The organism is Paenibacillus foliorum, from assembly GCF_013141765.1.
GTDB lineage: Bacteria > Bacillota > Bacilli > Paenibacillales > NBRC-103111 > Paenibacillus_S > Paenibacillus_S foliorum.
In genome coordinates, this window is the sequence record NZ_WHOD01000119.1 from 37554 (window position 1) to 54702 (window position 17149).

General features: G+C 44.5%; 18 protein-coding genes. All 18 read right to left on the reverse strand.

The annotated features are described in order from the left end of the window. Nucleotides 1–144 precede the first annotated feature (144 nt). Complete coding sequence (locus tag GC093_RS30915) at nt 145–1236, reverse strand: prephenate dehydrogenase (protein WP_171655797.1); 1092 nt, start codon at nt 1234–1236, stop codon at nt 145–147. Nucleotides 1237–1291: 55 nt separating this feature from the next. Next, on the reverse strand, nt 1292–2392 hold the full coding sequence (gene hisC, locus GC093_RS30920) for a histidinol-phosphate transaminase (protein WP_171655798.1): 1101 nt from the start codon (nt 2390–2392) through the stop codon (nt 1292–1294). 228 nt (nt 2393–2620) lie between these two features. Then, nucleotides 2621–3430 (reverse strand): tryptophan synthase subunit alpha, encoded by an 810-nt coding sequence (gene trpA, locus GC093_RS30925; RefSeq protein WP_171655799.1) that lies wholly within the window; start codon nt 3428–3430, stop codon nt 2621–2623. Continuing rightward, the gene (gene trpB, locus GC093_RS30930; protein ID WP_171655800.1) at nt 3417–4622 is read right to left on the reverse strand and encodes a tryptophan synthase subunit beta; all 1206 of its coding nucleotides are present in this window, start codon (nt 4620–4622) and stop codon (nt 3417–3419) included. Before trpB ends, trpA begins: the two co-directional genes overlap by 14 nt. Next, on the reverse strand, nt 4615–5364 hold the full coding sequence (locus tag GC093_RS30935; RefSeq protein ID WP_171655801.1) for a phosphoribosylanthranilate isomerase: 750 nt from the start codon (nt 5362–5364) through the stop codon (nt 4615–4617). The genes trpB and GC093_RS30935 overlap by 8 nt, the downstream gene beginning before the upstream one ends. Before the next feature lie 7 nt (nt 5365–5371). Then, entirely contained in the window at nt 5372–6178 is an 807-nt protein-coding gene (gene trpC, locus GC093_RS30940; protein WP_171655802.1) for an indole-3-glycerol phosphate synthase TrpC, read from the reverse strand. Then, the gene (trpD, locus tag GC093_RS30945; protein ID WP_171655803.1) at nt 6165–7208 is read right to left on the reverse strand and encodes an anthranilate phosphoribosyltransferase; all 1044 of its coding nucleotides are present in this window, start codon (nt 7206–7208) and stop codon (nt 6165–6167) included. The genes trpC and trpD overlap by 14 nt, the downstream gene beginning before the upstream one ends. Nucleotides 7209–7340: 132 nt before the next feature. Continuing rightward, nucleotides 7341–8882 (reverse strand): anthranilate synthase component I, encoded by a 1542-nt coding sequence (trpE, locus tag GC093_RS30950; RefSeq protein WP_171655804.1) that lies wholly within the window; start codon nt 8880–8882, stop codon nt 7341–7343. A gap of 369 nt (nt 8883–9251) precedes the next feature. Beyond that, nucleotides 9252–9629, reverse strand: coding sequence for a chorismate mutase (aroH, locus tag GC093_RS30955; RefSeq protein WP_171655805.1), 378 nt, complete (start codon nt 9627–9629; stop codon nt 9252–9254). Between the two features lie 3 nt (nt 9630–9632). Next, nucleotides 9633–10727 carry a 3-dehydroquinate synthase gene (gene aroB, locus GC093_RS30960; RefSeq protein WP_171655806.1) on the reverse strand — a complete coding sequence of 365 codons (1095 nt, stop codon included), beginning with the start codon at nt 10725–10727 and terminating at the stop codon, nt 9633–9635. Nucleotides 10728–10755: 28 nt separating this feature from the next. Then, on the reverse strand, nt 10756–11919 hold the full coding sequence (gene aroC / locus GC093_RS30965; RefSeq protein ID WP_171655807.1) for a chorismate synthase: 1164 nt from the start codon (nt 11917–11919) through the stop codon (nt 10756–10758). A 356-nt stretch (nt 11920–12275) separates the two neighbouring features. Further along, nucleotides 12276–12446, reverse strand: coding sequence for a hypothetical protein (locus tag GC093_RS30970; protein ID WP_171655808.1), 171 nt, complete (start codon nt 12444–12446; stop codon nt 12276–12278). A 111-nt stretch (nt 12447–12557) separates the two neighbouring features. Beyond that, nucleotides 12558–13337: a CheR family methyltransferase gene (locus GC093_RS30975; protein WP_171655809.1), complete on the reverse strand. Its 780-nt coding sequence runs from the start codon at nt 13335–13337 to the stop codon at nt 12558–12560. 15 nt (nt 13338–13352) lie between these two features. Further along, nucleotides 13353–13796 carry a nucleoside-diphosphate kinase gene (gene ndk / locus GC093_RS30980; RefSeq protein ID WP_171655810.1) on the reverse strand — a complete coding sequence of 148 codons (444 nt, stop codon included), beginning with the start codon at nt 13794–13796 and terminating at the stop codon, nt 13353–13355. 42 nt (nt 13797–13838) lie between these two features. After that, the gene (gene hepT, locus GC093_RS30985; RefSeq protein ID WP_171655811.1) at nt 13839–14813 is read right to left on the reverse strand and encodes a heptaprenyl diphosphate synthase component II; all 975 of its coding nucleotides are present in this window, start codon (nt 14811–14813) and stop codon (nt 13839–13841) included. Beyond that, the gene (locus tag GC093_RS30990) at nt 14810–15673 is read right to left on the reverse strand and encodes a menaquinone biosynthesis protein (RefSeq protein WP_171655812.1); all 864 of its coding nucleotides are present in this window, start codon (nt 15671–15673) and stop codon (nt 14810–14812) included. The genes hepT and GC093_RS30990 overlap by 4 nt, the downstream gene beginning before the upstream one ends. Continuing rightward, nucleotides 15633–16268: a UbiX family flavin prenyltransferase gene (locus tag GC093_RS30995; protein WP_171655813.1), complete on the reverse strand. Its 636-nt coding sequence runs from the start codon at nt 16266–16268 to the stop codon at nt 15633–15635. The genes GC093_RS30990 and GC093_RS30995 overlap by 41 nt, the downstream gene beginning before the upstream one ends. Further along, the gene (locus tag GC093_RS31000) at nt 16265–17137 is read right to left on the reverse strand and encodes a UbiA-like polyprenyltransferase (RefSeq protein WP_171655941.1); all 873 of its coding nucleotides are present in this window, start codon (nt 17135–17137) and stop codon (nt 16265–16267) included. Before GC093_RS31000 ends, GC093_RS30995 begins: the two co-directional genes overlap by 4 nt. Between the last annotated feature and the right edge of the window lie 12 nt (nt 17138–17149).

The following is a 17149-nucleotide window of genomic DNA, read 5'->3' on the forward strand; positions in this document are numbered from 1 at the left end:
ATAACTAAGGTGGCTGCACAGAGTGCACAGGATTCGGATAGGAGTGGAGAGAAACCATACTGTACTTTTATTATATGTATACGTTTTCAAAATGTCAATGCTTTTTTTGAAAACGCTTAACTTCTTGTGGGAAAAACAAAAGAATTACACGTGAACCGTGTAATTCTCCTGTTTTAACAGTTCTAGTGCTCTGTCCATATGGCATTCTTCCCGGAACGATAGTCTTAAAACGCCAGGAGTATCTTCTCGGCTTTCGATAATATGAATGTTGCTCAAATTAATCCGTTGGTTACCGAGGAGCATCGTAATCTGCCCAATAATTCCTGGATGATCCGGAACATCCACATAAATTTCGTATACCGAGGTTAATACCCCTTTGCGGCGCTCAGGCAAGCTGCTTCGAAATTCTCCTGCCTTCTGAAACTGCTTCTCAATTTCAATGCCATCCTGATCCTGGAGCAGCTTAATGAAACGAGCTACTTCCTCATTCCAATCGGCGAGCAGTTTAAGCATAACGTCCCTGTTGTTGATTAGGATATCCCGCCACATGATGGGATCACCAGATGCAATCCGGGTAATATCCCTGAAACCACCAGCAGCCAGGTCCTGATACAAATGGTTATTTTCATTATAGGCAGCGATTTGATTTACAAGAGCGACAGCAATAATATGCGGTAAATGACTGATTGCACCAACCACTTCATCATGCAGTACTGCGTCGACTTTAATCAGAATCGCTCGGGTCCATTCAAGAAGCTCCTCTAAACGTCGGTAGCTCTCTTCTGGCACGGCTGCACTCGGTGTAAGTACGTAGAATGCATTTTCAAACAGATGAGAGGTTGCTGCCTCCACACCCGATTTTTCTTTGCCTGCCATTGGATGTCCACCGATAAAATACACATGGTCAAGATCCAGCTTAGCTGCACTGGCTGCCACTGAGGCTTTCGTACTGCCTACATCCGATATGATGCAGCCTGGTTTTAATTGCAGCTTAGAAAGTTTAATTAAATACTCTTCTAAAATGCCTACGGGGCCGCACAAAAAGATAAAATCTGCATCAGCCGCCGCTTCCTCCATCGAGGTCGTGGCTTGATCAACAACCTGGCGTTTTAAATATCTGTCAACGGATTGCGGATTATTGGAGTGGCCGACTACGGTTATTCCCGGCTTCCCCTTAAAGCAGAGTGCCAGAGAACCACCTATCAAACCAACGCCGAAAATAGCGATTTTTGTCATGAATAGGTTCCTTCTATTTTGTTATGATCCGTAAAAAATAACGGACTCCCTCGAACTATGCTTCTACAGCTACTTCATTTAGCGCATGTTCAAGAGCGCCGATGAATTTTTCATTCTGATCCTGGCTTCCTACTGTAACTCGAATCATCGTCGGCAGCTTCCAACCTGGGTCATGACGTACAATTAAACCTTTACGAAGCAAGGAATCATATACTTGTCCGCCTGGACGCTGAACATCGACCATCATGAAGTTGCCATGGGCTGGATAGTAGCTCAGCTTCATTCGATCAAACTGCGCTGATAAATATACAATACCCTTCGCATTGGCCTCACGGCAATCATTGATAAACTGCTCGTCCTTCAATGCTGCAAGAGCAGCCTTCTGAGCAAACCCTGTCGTATTAAATGGCTCACGAACTTGATTAACAGAGCGAATTACATCAGCATGTGCTATACCATATCCGATACGTAAAGATGCCAATCCGTAAATTTTCGAGAAAGTCCGAAGTATAATAACATTCTTGTATTGATTCACCAAGCCAATACTGTCTGGGTAAAGTCCACTCACATTGTACTCGGCATAAGCCTCATCCAACACAACCAGAACGTGTGCAGGTACTTTTTTCAGAAAATCAGAAACTTCCTGATCTGTATTCATTGTGCCTGTAGGATTATTGGGATTGCACAGCCAGAGGATCTTGGTTCGCTCTGTAATTGCACCCAGCATAGCTTCTAGATCATGTGTGCCATCCTTTAAAGGTACTTCGATACAAATAGCACCTTCAATTTCAGCATTGTGTTTATATTGCGGGAAGGTTGTGGTAGCCATAATGGTTTCGTCACCAGGTTCAAAATAAGCCCGAGCCAGCATCAAAATAATTTCATCTGAGCCCGCTCCGAAAATGACTTGATTAGTTTGAACCTTGAAATACTCAGCAACCGCCGCTGTTAATTCTACGGCACCGCCGTCTGGATAAATACTTGCTTGATCAACATGAGCGATAATTGCTTCTTTGGCTTTAGGAGAACAGCCGAATGGATTCTCATTGGATGCTAATTTAATGACTTCAGATAGTCCTAGCTCGCGCTTTACTTCTTCCATCGGTTTGCCTGGCTTATACACCGGCAGGTGGACAATATTTTTCTTTGGCTGCACGCAGGTCACCCCATTCAAATAGTTGGAACATCCATGTTATCGATTGCTTTATAAAAAGTGCCACATCGTTATGTAAGACGTAAACACTATTTTAACTTATCTATACCATAGTTACCAGTCTGTTTCATTATTTTTATTAGTAGTCGTTATGCAACAAAGCCGAATATAAAAACAAGCCCCCCCATTATCTATCGATTGTGTAATGAGGAGGTTTGTTAAATTATGAGCCTACTGAATAAGATTCCGCACAAATTGGTCAATTTGTATAAGTGCTTGTGAACGTGTAGCCTCTTTCTCAAACAAAGGGAGCACATCCTCAACCTGACGGACAAGAGCGCTTCCTACAACAACACCGTCGCATACTTTTGCAAATCGGGCAAATTGTTCATTTGTAGAAATACCGAAGCCTACTGCTATCGGGAGAGTAGTAGACTGCTTCACCGTATCGAGAAATTCATCAATACCGCTATGGAACTGTGATCTCGTACCTGTAACTCCTAGCGAAGATACACAATATACAAAGCCTGATGCCCGGGATACTATACGTTTAATCCGTTCATTGGAAGTCGGAGCTACCAAAGGAATCAAATGGATACCATGCTGCTCAGCCAGCATCCGCATTTCTGCATCCTCTTCCATAGGCAGATCAGGAATGATCATCCCACTAATGTCGCTCTCCTGCAGTAAACCGAAGATTTTATCGAGTCCAAGCTGGAGCACTGGGTTGTAATAAGTAAAAAGTATGAACGGAAGCTCGCAGCCCTCACTTCTAGCTTGACGTGCAGCTTCTATACAATCCTTGATCGAAATCTGGTTGTTCTTCAATGCACGCCCTGAGGAACGTTGAATGACTGGTCCATCCGCAAGTGGATCCGAGTAAGGAACACCCAGCTCTACCATACTGGCTCCAGATTGCTCCAGTTGTTTAATAATATCGATGGAGGTCCGTAAGTCCGGATCGCCAATCGTCAGAAAAGGAATAAATGCCGGCTTGTTCTGTCCTTTAAGATCGGCAAATGCCTTATCAATGCGATTCATTCGGCGTACCCCCCAAGTATTTCATAATAGCTTCGACGTCTTTATCGCCGCGTCCTGATAAGCTTACGACAATGATTTCATCCTTGGCCATTGTCGGAGCTACCTTCATAACCTGAGCAATTGCATGAGCACTTTCCAGAGCAGGAATAATTCCCTCTGTTCGGCTAAGTAGCTGCAAAGCGTCCAATGCTTCCTTATCTGTGATCGGGAAATATTCAGCACGATTAGAATCCTTCAAATAAGCATGTTCTGGTCCAATACCAGGATAATCGAGGCCAGCAGAGATTGAGTGCGCCTCTTGTACTTGACCATAGGTATCCTGGAGCAGGTAGCTCATAGAGCCTTGAAATACGCCATGACTGCCTTTAGTCATCGTAGCAGCATGCTCATTCGTGTCGATCCCTCTTCCAGCAGCTTCTGCACCAATCAGACGTACTCCCTCATCACTTACGAACGGGTAGAAAATTCCAATAGCATTGCTTCCTCCACCAACTGCAGCAATAACCGCATCCGGCAGCTTGCCTTCTTGCTCAAGAATTTGTCTACGGGATTCATCACCGATAATACGTTGGAAATCACGAACCATCATCGGATAAGGATGCGGCCCTGTAGCTGAACCAAGAATATAGAAGGTGTCCTCCACGTTGCTGACCCAGTAACGTAATGTTTCGTTACAAGCGTCCTTAAGCGTTTTGGTTCCAGAAACTACAGGAACTACTTCCGTCCCGAGCAGGTTCATACGGAAAACATTAAGCTGCTGACGCTTCATATCTTCTTCACCCATAAACACCTTACACTCGTAACCTAGAAGCGCGGCGACCGTAGCGGTAGCCACGCCATGCTGGCCAGCACCGGTTTCAGCTATTAGCTTCTTTTTGCCCATTGCTTTGGCTAATAAGCCTTGGCCCAACGCATTGTTAATTTTGTGCGCGCCTGTATGATTTAAATCTTCTCGTTTTAAATAAACCTTGGCCCCGCCTAAATGGGCAGTTAAACGCTCGGCATAGAACAACGAAGTAGGTCTACCAGAATAACGATGCAGCAAGTAGTTCAGCTCTTGCTGGAATTTCTCTTCCTTGACATACTTTTTATAGGCATCTTCCAATTCAATTAAAGCACTCATTAAGGTTTCAGGAACATAGCGTCCGCCAAATTTCCCAAACCGCCCCTGTTCATCAGGTACGTTATACACGATGCTTCACCCTCTCTACAAAGCTGATTATTTTATGCAAATCTTTCACTCCGTTTGTTTCCACGCCACTAGACACATCAATCCCATCAGGGGAAAAACCATCTATCAGAGAACCCACATTATCCGTTTGCAAGCCCCCAGCTACGAGCAGCGGAACTCCTGCAGCTCTACACCATGCCTGATAAGGAGGGATTGCGTCCCAAGCAAATGTCTTACCAGAACCCCCACCATATACGGGGTCAAATGTATCTAACAGTATTCCGTCAACTGAACCCAGGTAAGGGTCCAACAAAGCCGCAACAGAATAAGCAGCAATATTATAGTCAATCGGAACTTCGTTTAATGGAGATAATGGTGCCGAACCGATACTTTGGTGCTGCAACTGCACTTGTGTTACCGAAATGACTTTCCACACCTTCACGTAAGGGAAGGCTTCCTTCACACTACGACAGTATGCTGGGCTTTCTTGCCCATGCAGTTGAATCACATCTAGCGGTGCCTCCACCATCACTTCAGCAAGCTCAGTAAGCCCAGGATTAACGAAGACTCCAACCGTTAGTGGAACCTGCTCTCCGTCCCGGCGATTGTCAGTCAGTACTTGAATCATCGCTCTCGCCTGCTGCGCCGTAACCTGGCGCTTACTCTTAGCAAATAAAAAACCGATATAATCAATCGGTAAATGCAAAATAGCCTTCACCATATCCGGCTGCTGAAGCCCGCATATTTTCACAGTACTACTCATGCCCGACTCACAGCTCCTTTACAGCAGGAAGCCCCATTAAATCATACACAGCTTGCTCTACAACCGGCTGACGCATGAAATGCTCACCGATCAGAACAGCTTCAGCTCCAATGGACTGTAAGTAAGCAATCTCAGATGGCTGTGATATACCGCTTTCGCTTACAACGGTCACGCCCTTAGGAATATGCGCTATTAGCTCTTCCGTCGTTTTCAAATCAGTTACAAACGTTTTTAGATTGCGGTTATTAATTCCGATTAAAGAAGGTGCGTCTAAATCCAATACTCGATCAAGCTCTTCTTTATCATGAACCTCGATCAACACATCTAATCCGATTCTTTTGGCCGCCTCTGAAAATTCCTTCAACTGTGCAGTGGTCAAAATAGCAGCAATAAGCAGAATAGCATCAGCCCCAATTAAGCGAGCTTCATAGATTTGGTGCAGATCAATAGTGAAATCTTTACGTAGAATCGGGACTCCAACAGAACGTCTTACCAAACTCAAATAATCATTCGAACCTTGAAAATAATCCACATCAGTTAATACAGAGATGCAATCCGTTCCCGCAGCTTCATAGGCTTGTGCTAAGCTGACTGGATCAAAATCCTCACGAATCAATCCTTTGGACGGAGAAGCCTTTTTCACCTCGGCAATAAGTCCCATAGTACGATTGCGGCCCTTTGCCAATAATGCCTTCTCAAACCCAAGACATGCAGGCAGGGAAGCGATACCCTGCTCCATCTCCGCCAAACTGATTCTGCTCTGTAATGCCGAAACCTCTTGCGTCTTAGTAGCTACTATTTTATCTAGAAACATGGCTGATTTCTCCCGTACATTGGACTAGTTGTTGCAGCTTGGCCGCGGCTTTCCCCGAATCAATCACATGAGCCGCATATTTAACACCCTCCTGAAGGGTAGCACTTATACCTGTTACATAGAAGCATGCGCCAGCGTTCGCCAGAACAATGTCACGGCATGCCCCTGGTTCACCGCGAAAAATATTACGAATAATTTCCGCATTTATAACAGGACCTCCGCCGACCACTTCCTTTATATCATAGGAACGCAGCCCGAGTAAATCAGGAGTCACATCATAAGTGGTAATCTCACCATTCTTTAACTCTGTCACCTGCGTTGCATCCGAGATGCTGATTTCATCTAAACCGTCATAACTCGCCACTACAAGCGATCTTTTTACATTCAATGCTTGCATGACATGAGCGATAGTTTCCGTCTTGCCGCGATCGAAAATTCCAAGCACTTGACGATCTGCGCCTGCAGGATTGGTTAACGGACCCAAGAGGTTGAATACGGTGCGTATACCAAGCTCCTTGCGGGGAGCAGCTGCGTGCTTCATCGATTGGTGATACAGCTGTGCGAACATAAAGCAGATACCTGCCTGCTCTAAACATTGTGCTGCCTGTTGGTTGTCAAGCGTAATATTAACTCCCAAAGCTTCTAACACATCAGCACTTCCGCTTTTGCTCGACATCGCGCGGTTGCCATGCTTAGCTACACGAATCCCCCCAGCAGCAGCCACAATAGCGGCTGTAGTGGAAATATTAAACGTGTCTGCACCATCTCCACCGGTACCGCATGTATCAAGCAGATCGTTTTTCTCCGTTTGAACTAAATTTGCTTTTGCTCGCATAGCTTCGGCGAATCCAGTAATTTCCTCAATCGTTTCGCCCTTCATGCGAAGAACGGTTAGAAGACCACCGATTTGCGCCGGTGAAGCTAATCCGTCCATAATGCCGGACATCAATTCATTAGCTTCAGATCGTGTTAAATGCTGAGTTAAGATCACTTTTTGTATTGCCTGCTGTATTGATAATTTATTATCCATTTATAACTGCCTCCCCATCCATATACTAAGCAGCTTTCAATACTTAATGAGCTTGTTTAAGGGGTCCCCATTGACCGTTTAAACGGATACTTACAGCCAGATACGGCTGTTAAAGCTCATGAAGTGGTTCATTTATTCGTAATAATCGTGGTTGATCACGGAATGAGCATATGATTTTCGAGCAAACACAGCCTCAGCGATGCGAATCGATTTAAGCATCCCTTTTGCTTTATTAACTGTTTCCTCGTATTCATTCTCTGGAATGGAATCCCACACAATCCCTGCACCTGCCTGAACATAGGCTTTACCATTTTTGAAAATGATAGTGCGGATCGTGATGCATGTGTCCATGTTGCCCGAGAAACCTAAGTAACCGATAGCGCCGCCATACGCACCACGAAATTCATTTTCCAGCTCCGCAATAATCTGCATCGCTCTCAACTTAGGTGCTCCCGATACAGTCCCCGCAGGTAAGCAAGAAATAAAAGCATCGAAGAAATCTTTGTCTTTAGCGATCTTTCCCGTCACATTAGAAACAATGTGCATAACATGGGAATATCGTTCGACCTGCATAAATGTATCGCAATGCACGCTTCCAAATTCGGAAACACGACCGATATCATTACGTCCCAAATCAACTAGCATTAAATGTTCTGCTCGTTCTTTCTCATCAGCCAGCAGCTCTTGCTCATAAGCCTCATCCTGCTCAGGAGTTTTCCCGCGAGGTCTTGTCCCTGCAATCGGTCGTGTGTCTACCTTCTCATCTTCCACCCGCACCAGCAGCTCAGGTGAAGTCCCCACGATTACTTCATCGTCCATTTTTAGACAATACATATAAGGTGAAGGGTTTAAGGTTCGCAAAATACGGTATACATGAAGTGGCGAAACATCTGTCTTGATCTCGAAACGCTGAGACAGCACTACTTGAAAAATATCGCCTGCACGAATGTATTCCTTAGCTTTTTCCACATTGCCAATGTATTGTTCCTTCGTCATATTCGATTGGATCTCACCAAGCTCTACATCCTCCGGTATTGGCTGCTGGGACATCGATAGACCAGGAAGCGGACGTTTCAAACGTTCTATCGTTTCATTGATTTTCTTGCAGGTTGCTTCATAAGCGGCCACTATATCTGCATCCGTTCCATGCTGAGGAACATGCACATTAGCAATAACCTTTAGCTGCTGTTTAAAATGATCGAAAACAATAACCTGGTCGCAAAACATAAATTGAATGTCGTTCATCTCTAGATCATCAACTCGATGCGCCGGAAGCTTTTCGTAATATTGAAGCAGATCATAGCCAAAGAATCCTACCGCTCCACCCGTAAATCTCGGCAAATCAGGCAACGAAGGGCTCGAATAAGTACGTAAGCACCCTTTCAGCACTTCAATCGGCTTTTGTTTCGTAACTGTCTTCCCGTCTTGTCTCTCGATTGTAGTCACACCGTCTTTGGCTGTAATCATCAGAAATGGATCCGTACCAATAAAAGAATACCGAGCCCATTTTAATCCACCTTCTACACTTTCCAAAAGAAACGCCCGTTTCTCCTGATAAAAGTGTTGAAATACCCGGATCGGAGTTTCAGTATCAGCCATAATGGAACGTACCACGGGAATTAAATTGTACTGCTTAGACAGCCGAATGACTTCTTTAGCTTCCGGTGTGAACATGTTCATTCTCCTCTCGTCCGTCCCCCATCCTAACTCTTCCCTAGGGAGAGCTCCGAGGGCTGCTGCCCTCTGGACACCCTATGGTGACCGAGCTACGTTATATGGGGGATCGCTTTCGTCCCTATGGGGCTATATGAAATAAAAAAAACCTCTACGTCAAAGTAGAGGTGGTTTCGCAGATGATCATTACCGTACCGCAGCTCCCATTGCCAAAATAGCAATAATAAATAAAAGTGCTGGAACAACCCAACTTTTTGCGGGCATGCACGGGAACGGTGTTTCACTCGGCTCATCTCTGCTCAACTGTCTTGCTCACTCTACTCATCTCAACTGATCTTGCAACTCACTACTGATACTATACTATTGCGTTTATGCTTTTGTCAATTTCGATAAATCTGGACGTAAACGCATGGCTTCTTTCAAGTACACATGTACAATCTCATCCTGCTTTTTCTCTGTGTTAGTCATTACCATCAATCGGATACACAATGGCAAGCTGCCTGCAACTGGTACTTCCAAGGAACACATCAATGGAACCAACTCCCAACCAGCCATTGCACGAATGGCACGCGCTGGAAAAGTTGCTGTTAAGTCAGTTGTTACTGTAACGAACACACTCGCAATTTCATCAGGAATAATGCTATTCTCTGCAATAATATGATTCAGCAGCTCGGTCGTTGCTGTTAAAATCTCATTTTCCTCATTATGTTCTACTGTAGTTGCACCGCGAATTCCCCGAACAAACATAAACTAGACCTCCTGTTTCAGTTGCTCCACGACTTCTCTCACCCATGCCGCGGATACATTTTTGTTAATTTCTACTTTACCGATCTCAGTAGGGATAATATATATCATATTGCCTTCACTGAACTTCTTGTCATGCATCATAGCATTCATAATCGCATCCGTGTCCAAATCTGCCGGTACGCTAACAGGCAGACCGAAAGCTTGCAGAATCCGTTTGGTTACGGTGTAAATATGCTCGGGGTGTCCAAGTCTGATAGCCAATTTGGCTGCTCCTACCATACCGATAGAAATGGCCTCGCCATGAAGCAGCTTGTTGTATCCACTCACTGCCTCCAAAGCGTGTCCAATCGTATGACCCAGATTCAGGATAGCTCGAAGGCCATTTTCTTTTTCGTCTTGCGAAACCACTATTGATTTCACCTTACAACCAAAGTATAACCCATACTGCAAAGCTTCTTGATCAAGTGATACTAGCTTCTGCGCATTTTCCTCCAGCCAAGCTGTAAACTCAGCATCCCAGATCAAGCCATGCTTGATCATCTCGGACAAGCCAGCCTTTACTTCACGGTCTGGTAACGTCCGGAGTGTAGCCGTATCATACAGCACCAGTTCCGGTTGGTGGAACGCACCGATAATGTTTTTGGCAAGCGGATGGTTCACTGCTACCTTGCCGCCAACACTACTGTCATGCGCCAGGATTGTAGTTGGAATTTGCACGAAGCGAATGCCCCTCATATAACTAGCCGCTACAAAGCCTGCAAGATCGCCTACCACGCCGCCACCTAATGCAACAACTGTCGATTTACGGTCAAGCCCTGCTTGAAGCGCTGCTGACACTACATCCTCCAGTACGCTAAGCGATTTGGACTTCTCGCCCGCCGAGACCGTATATGAGGTAGTAGTGTACCCAGCTTCCTCCAGCCTGCTAACAACATCGCCGAGATGATGCTCAGCAACATGAGAGTCAGTTACTATGAGGAGAGGTGAACCTTTCCCAATGCCGTGCTTGGCGAAAAGTTCGCCGATTTGCTGTAAGATGCCTTCCCCTATGTAAATAGGGTACGAACGCTCACCTAAATCAACTGTTAGTTCTTTCATTCGTATCAGCACCCCATACCGTCCGAAATTAGTAGTTCTTAATTTGCTCTAAATAACTATTGTAGTTATTCCGTATCTCTTCCAAAGAGTCTCCGCCAAACTTCTCAAGAAATGCATTAGCAACTTCCCAAGCAACGATATTCTCAAGGATTACGCCTGCAGCAGGCACAGCGCAAGTATCAGAACGTTCAACCTGTGCAGTAAAAGCTTCCTTCGAATCAATGTCAACGCTTTGCAGCGCTTTGTAAAGTGTAGAAATCGGCTTCATAACACCACGAACGACGATCGGCTCACCCGTTGTCATACCGCCTTCAAATCCGCCAGCTCGATTGGATGCACGATAAAAACCACGATCCTCTTCATACATAATTTCATCATGTACTTTAGAGCCTCTAAGCTTTGCCGCTTCAAATCCAATACCGATTTCGCAGCCTTTAAATGCTTGGATGGACAGAACTGCTTGCGCTATACGACCGTCCAATTTGCGATCCCATTGCACATGGCTGCCGAGTCCAGTTGGCACGCCTTCAATTATACATTCTACTATTCCGCCCAGCGTGTCGCCTTCTTCCTTAGCGGCATCGATAGCAGCGATCATCTTGGCTTCCGCATTCTTGTCAACTACCCGTACCTCTGATTCCTCAGTAATGCGAATTAGCTCATCAATCGGAAGCTCTTGCCGTTCCACTTCCACTTCACCAATACGGATTACTTGACCTGCAACTTTAATACCGAATGCTGCCAGCAGCTGGCGCGCTACCGCACCTGTTGCTACACGCATCGTTGTTTCTCTCGCACTTGAGCGCTCCAAAATGTTGCGCAGATCCCTTTGATTGTATTTCAAGCCGCCATTCAAATCCGCATGACCTGGACGCGGGCGGTTTACTCTCCGTTTGGTTTCATCATTGCCTTCGATAGGCTCAATATTCATAACAGACGTCCAATGCTTCCAGTCATTATTTTCAACAACCAAAGCAATCGGTGCACCTGTTGTTTTACCGTGTCTTACTCCACCTACAATGTTAGCGGTGTCTTTCTCAATTTGCATCCGTCTTCCACGGCCATAGCCTTTTTGACGGCGACCCAATTGAAAGTTAACTTCCTCAAAATCAATGGTTACATTGCTCGGAAACCCTTCAATGATCCCAGTTAGCTGTGGACCATGTGTTTCCCCTGCCGTTAAATATCTCACGTGTTTGTCCCCTTTCATCCTATCCCAAAACACAGCTGACTGCTGCAAGCACATTCCGTTTGCGTTGTCTAAAAAACATTTACGCACTTTAACGCTTTTATGTACTCAATTCATGTGCTAATTATAGTATAGGTGTCACCGTTTGACAAGAAAATGCCCAACAATTAACGTCATATATTCCCAATAATCCAAAGTTAACACCATTCGAATCCTTAAAGGAAGAAGATGTTCGTTATGTATGTACTATGCTGGTCTATAAACTTATAGCTTATTCCAACAAAAAAAAGAGGCATCCTGACAACTTTGGAAGCTGCTCGGGTGCATCTCTACGAGTTTCTTTCAGTTTCAATTGATCTTTATCCATTGACCGAATGCTTCTTAGCTGCACGAGACTTATTATTCGGCTCCGGCTCCGGATCATCTACCAGACCTATAACCTGCAGCGAATCAACACCTAGAATCTGAGCGCATTCCTGTATCGTAATAAAACCTCTTCTGTAAGCCATGATCACTTTCCTTTTGTCCATCTGAGCTCCTCCTGATCATAAGCTGCCCTTCTGCTGCACAGACAGTAAGTTTAGTCTTATTTCGAATGGTACTAGTATGGGGAACAATGGAAATAATCATACCTGCGAAGACTACTCTTTTTTACGGTAAAAGAACGTTTCAGCCGTTTCCAGCTGGTATTGCCCCGGTGAGAAAATTTGCTCTGTACTGCCTACAAATAAGATGCCACCAGGCTTAAGGGCGTTTGCAAATTTTTGATAAAGCAGATGTTTGGCCTCTTCAGTAAAATAGATCATTACATTTCTGCATACAATCAGATCGAACTGAGTGTCAAATGTGTCTGTCAGCAAATTTTGCTTTTGAAAACGGATGCCCTTCTTCAATTCATCGGAAATGAGATAGGTCAGATTCTCCTGTTTATAGTACTTTTTCAAATAGTTTGACGGTACGTCTCTGACAGAACGCTCCGAATAAATGCCATTCTTAGCTTTTGCCAATGCACCATCATCTATGTCAGTTGCCAATAATTGAGCATCCTTCAGCACGTTCAACTCAGATAAAATCATTGCGAGAGTGTATGGCTCCTCACCTGTTGAACAGGCTGCACTCCAACATTTCAGCTTCCTGTTTTTGCGCAGCATCTCTGGAAAAAAGGTTTGTTCCAGTACCTGCCATCGATTAGGATTACGCCAAAACTCAGAAACGTTAATCGTCATTCTATCCAAAAACTCATAAAACAGTTCCTTGTCCTTAGTCATAGCATCGAAAAAGGAAACGAACGTGTTATAGCCTTTTTTCATCCTCAAAGTCGTAAGGCGCCTTTTCATTTGAGCTTCTTTATATTGTGAAAGATCAATGGATGTATAATCTTTAACCTTTTTAATAAATAATAGAAAATCCTGATCTTCCATTCTCTTAACCCCGCCTTAAATCCACGTTTGTACAGCCTTGTTGTAGCTAATCAGTTCTTGCTCACTGAAAAAATTGGCTATTTCTCTTTGTGCGCTTGCCGGAGAATCCGATCCATGTATCAAATTCAGATTAGTGTGGACAGCGTAGTCCCCCCGAATAGTTCCTGGTGCTGCATCCAGTGCACTTGTCTTTCCAATCATCGTACGAGAAAGCGTAATAATTTCGTCGCCCTGCCAAACCATAGCAAATACAGGGCCGGAAGTGATAAATGTAACCAGTCTTTCAAAAAAGTCTTTTCCCAGATGCTCTTGGTAGTGCAATTCCGCTTGCTGCCTCGATATTTGAACTAGCTTAGCTCCTACCAATTGAAATCCCTTTTGCTCAAACCGTTTAACAATTTCCCCAATCAAACCCCGTTGTACTCCATCAGGCTTAACCATTAAAAAAGTGCGTTCCATCTTCAATTCCCCCTATTCCTTATTTTTATTTTATAAGAGCTGTTAGTAAGACCTGTTGCCTATAAAGTGCGCGATACCGATAAAGTCTTTTTTTGCCTGGATATTTGGTAAAGGTTGCAGCGCGGTGATTGCTTTATCAATATAACGAGAGGCTAAATCCTCCGCTCTTTTTATTCCGCTGCTGTTACGGATTGAGCGCAGGAAATCACTGATGTCTGTTTGTCCATCAAATTGCTGAATGCGAGCGATCTCCTTCAACAAGCCGGACTTGAGTTCAATATCCTGAAGGGCAAAAATGACTGGAATGGATATATTACCTTGACGAATATCGCTCCCCGGAGGCTTGCCTAATTCCTTCTCCGTTCCGCATAAGTCAAGTATATCATCTCGAACTTGAAACGCCATCCCCACATTATAACCGTATGTATATAAACATCTGGAGATTTCTTCACTTGCCCCAGAGGCGATAGCCCCAAGCTGGCAGCTGATAGCAATAAGCAAAGCGGTCTTACGTTTAATTCTAAGCAAATAATCGCGCACCGTTTGATCTGAATTGAAGAAGAAACGTATTTGCTCCATTTCACCGATACTCATTTCCACGATGGCCTTCGACATAATCTGATGGATCACTGGATTTGGCAGCTGCGTAACTACACTAAGAGCTTTAGCAAAAATATAGTCTCCCGTGTACATGGCAATCTTGTTGTCCCACTTGGACTTCACTGTAAGCTGCCCTCTCCGCGTAGTTGCATCATCAATAACATCATCGTGAACTAACGAGGCCATATGGATAAGCTCTAAGGATACAGCCACATGCTTGATACGTTCCAGGTCATATGTACCGAATTTCGCACCAAGCAGCACATATACAGGACGAATTCTCTTTCCGCCTGCCTTCAACAGATGAAGCGATGCTTCTCGCAGTAGAGCATTGTCATTATCTATGCAGCGTTCCAGCTCTTTTTCTATATAGGAAATATCTTTTTTCAATTTTGCGTATAAATCAATAAGCTTCATTCCGTCACCTGTGTCAGCGTTTTATCGTTCCATAATTGAATGGGTGCCTCTTGCTTAAGAAAGCCCAATTCCCACGCATAGCGGTAATAAAGCTTTAAACCAGCCTGCTGCTCAGGACCGAACTCATAAATTAAAGAGGAGAAATACTGCTCCCAATAAGAAGCCGTGCCTCCTAACAAACCTTGTGCATCCCGAACCATGGAGGATAAATCTGATAACGATTCCCTTTTGCTTTCCATAAATGCTCTATAAATCCGGCTCACCAGCTCAGGACGTTCTTCTACCAGCTGCTTTCGTATCGCACACACTGCAAATGACATCCATTGGCCTGTCAAGCGATTCCATTCCTCTGCAAGGTCTGTAACCATTAAGCCGTTATCTTTCCAGCTTTCACGAATAGCATGATCTCCTATAAGCAATGCCGCGTCAGCAGACTTCAGCATGTCTTTCAGAACTGGGGCGTCATAATGATATTCAGGCTCCGCCTCATAGAAGCGACGCAAAATAATTTTGAGCAGATTTACTGACGTTGCAGAAGTTGTCGGTAAGGCTATGGAAGCACCGGATAATTCCTCTAGCGGTTTGCGGTGAAACAACAGGATGGATTTCACTCGTTTGTGAGCACTGACCGACATATTAGGCAACAGTACATAATCATCTGTATGCTCTCCGTAAGAAAACGAAGATATCGGACCGATGTCGATTTCTCCTTTAGCCATAGCCGCATTCAATTGAGTAGGCACTTGTGTTATAAACTCAACCTCTCCTTGAAACCTCTCCAACGGAAAGTTGTAAAACAAAGGCCATACGTTTGTAAAATCAATCCGCCCGATGCGAACGGGCTTGTACGTGCTGCTCATCCGACATACCCCATCTTTTATACAATTCGTGTTCCACATCCATATTATCCAGTACCTTGCCCACCATAAAGTCAATCATATCATCCAATGTTTGAGGCCCTTGGTAGAAGGCCGGCATAGCAGGAATAATACGCACGCCCATTCGGGAAAGCTTTAACATATTTTCTAAATGAATGGCATGAAGAGGCGTCTCCCTTGGCACTATGATGAGAGGTCTGCCTTCCTTCAGCATTACATCAGCGGTTCTTTCGAGGAGGTTATCGGATGCCCCGTTCGCAATTCCTGATAAAGTCCCCATCGAACAAGGAATAATAACCATACCATGCGTACGGAATGAGCCGCTGGCCGTGCTGGCACCAATATCCTGAATAGAATGATACTGGTAGGCTCCGGTACCATATCCCCCAAGTTGGGCTTCCAAAGTATCCTTGCGTTTAGTTACATCCCAGCCAAGCTCTTCTTTAAGCACTCTCCAACCAGCATCCGTTATGAGCAAATGAATATGCATTCCTTGCGAAAGCAAGTAACGGCATAATCGAACACCGTAGGCAGCCCCGCTCGCCCCAGTTATTCCTATCACCCAAGGCTTGCTCATTTTGGCAGCACCACCAGATCGATGAATGTAAACACAAACACTCCAATACTCAAAACAGAGTTCAAATTAAAAAATGCGATGTTCAGCTTGCTTAAGTTTTGGGGATTCACAATTTTATGTTCATAAAACAATAGCCCATTTGCAAAAATAATCCCAATTAAGTAAATCCAGCTTAAGTCCGTAATATAAAATAAGGTTAAGAATCCAATGGCAGTTACAATATGAAACCAGCGAGCAATATGGAGTGCATTAGCAATCCCAAAACGTTTAGGGATCGAATGCAGCCCTTCTTTTTTGTCGATCTCATAATCCTGGCAGGAATAAATAATATCGAAGCCAGCCACCCAAAAGGCAATGGACACATAGAAAACGATAGCCGCCGTAGAAATATCATTAGTTACCGCAACCCAACCCCCGAGAGGCGCGAGTGCAATGGTCATTCCTAGGATGATGTGACATGCCCACGTAAAACGTTTTGTATAGGAGTAGAAAACAAGAAAAAAAACTGCAATTGGCAGTAGTTTCATCGATAGTGAGCTTAGGTTGGCCGTTGCCCAAAAGAGCAATGTGAAGGAAATCACAATGAATATGATAGCTTCTTTAGATGAAATTAATCCAGCAGGAATCGCTCTTGCAATAGTTCTCGGATTCCTTCCATCAAACACCTTGTCGATAACACGGTTCAGTCCCATAGCCGCACTTCTCGCGCCGACCATCGCCATAAGTATCCAACCAATTTGTCCCCAGCTGGGAAGATGCTGCGATATTACCACAGACCCCAGAATAGCTCCCATAAAAGCAAAGGGCAACGCGAATAACGTATGTTCAATTTTAATCATTTCCAGAAAAATCTTTGCCTTTTTCAGCAGCATGTAGAATCC

Coding starts and splice junctions, on each gene's coding strand:
- aroH (WP_171655805.1), bottom strand. CDS start 9,629: ATGTTTGTTCGGGGAATTCGCGGTGCAACTACAGTAGAACATAATGAG.
- hepT (WP_171655811.1), bottom strand. CDS start 14,813: ATGAAGCTTATTGATTTATACGCAAAATTGAAAAAAGATATTTCCTAT.
- trpD (WP_171655803.1), bottom strand. CDS start 7,208: ATGGATAATAAATTATCAATACAGCAGGCAATACAAAAAGTGATCTTA.
- GC093_RS30995 (WP_171655813.1), bottom strand. CDS start 16,268: ATGAGCAAGCCTTGGGTGATAGGAATAACTGGGGCGAGCGGGGCTGCC.
- aroB (WP_171655806.1), bottom strand. CDS start 10,727: ATGAAAGAACTAACAGTTGATTTAGGTGAGCGTTCGTACCCTATTTAC.
- trpC (WP_171655802.1), bottom strand. CDS start 6,178: ATGTTTCTAGATAAAATAGTAGCTACTAAGACGCAAGAGGTTTCGGCA.
- GC093_RS30935 (WP_171655801.1), bottom strand. CDS start 5,364: ATGAGTAGTACTGTGAAAATATGCGGGCTTCAGCAGCCGGATATGGTG.
- trpE (WP_171655804.1), bottom strand. CDS start 8,882: ATGTTCACACCGGAAGCTAAAGAAGTCATTCGGCTGTCTAAGCAGTAC.
- GC093_RS30915 (WP_171655797.1), bottom strand. CDS start 1,236: ATGACAAAAATCGCTATTTTCGGCGTTGGTTTGATAGGTGGTTCTCTG.
- GC093_RS30975 (WP_171655809.1), bottom strand. CDS start 13,337: ATGGAAGATCAGGATTTTCTATTATTTATTAAAAAGGTTAAAGATTAT.
- GC093_RS30970 (WP_171655808.1), bottom strand. CDS start 12,446: ATGGACAAAAGGAAAGTGATCATGGCTTACAGAAGAGGTTTTATTACG.
- ndk (WP_171655810.1), bottom strand. CDS start 13,796: ATGGAACGCACTTTTTTAATGGTTAAGCCTGATGGAGTACAACGGGGT.
- GC093_RS30990 (WP_171655812.1), bottom strand. CDS start 15,673: ATGAGCAGCACGTACAAGCCCGTTCGCATCGGGCGGATTGATTTTACA.
- trpA (WP_171655799.1), bottom strand. CDS start 3,430: ATGAATCGCATTGATAAGGCATTTGCCGATCTTAAAGGACAGAACAAG.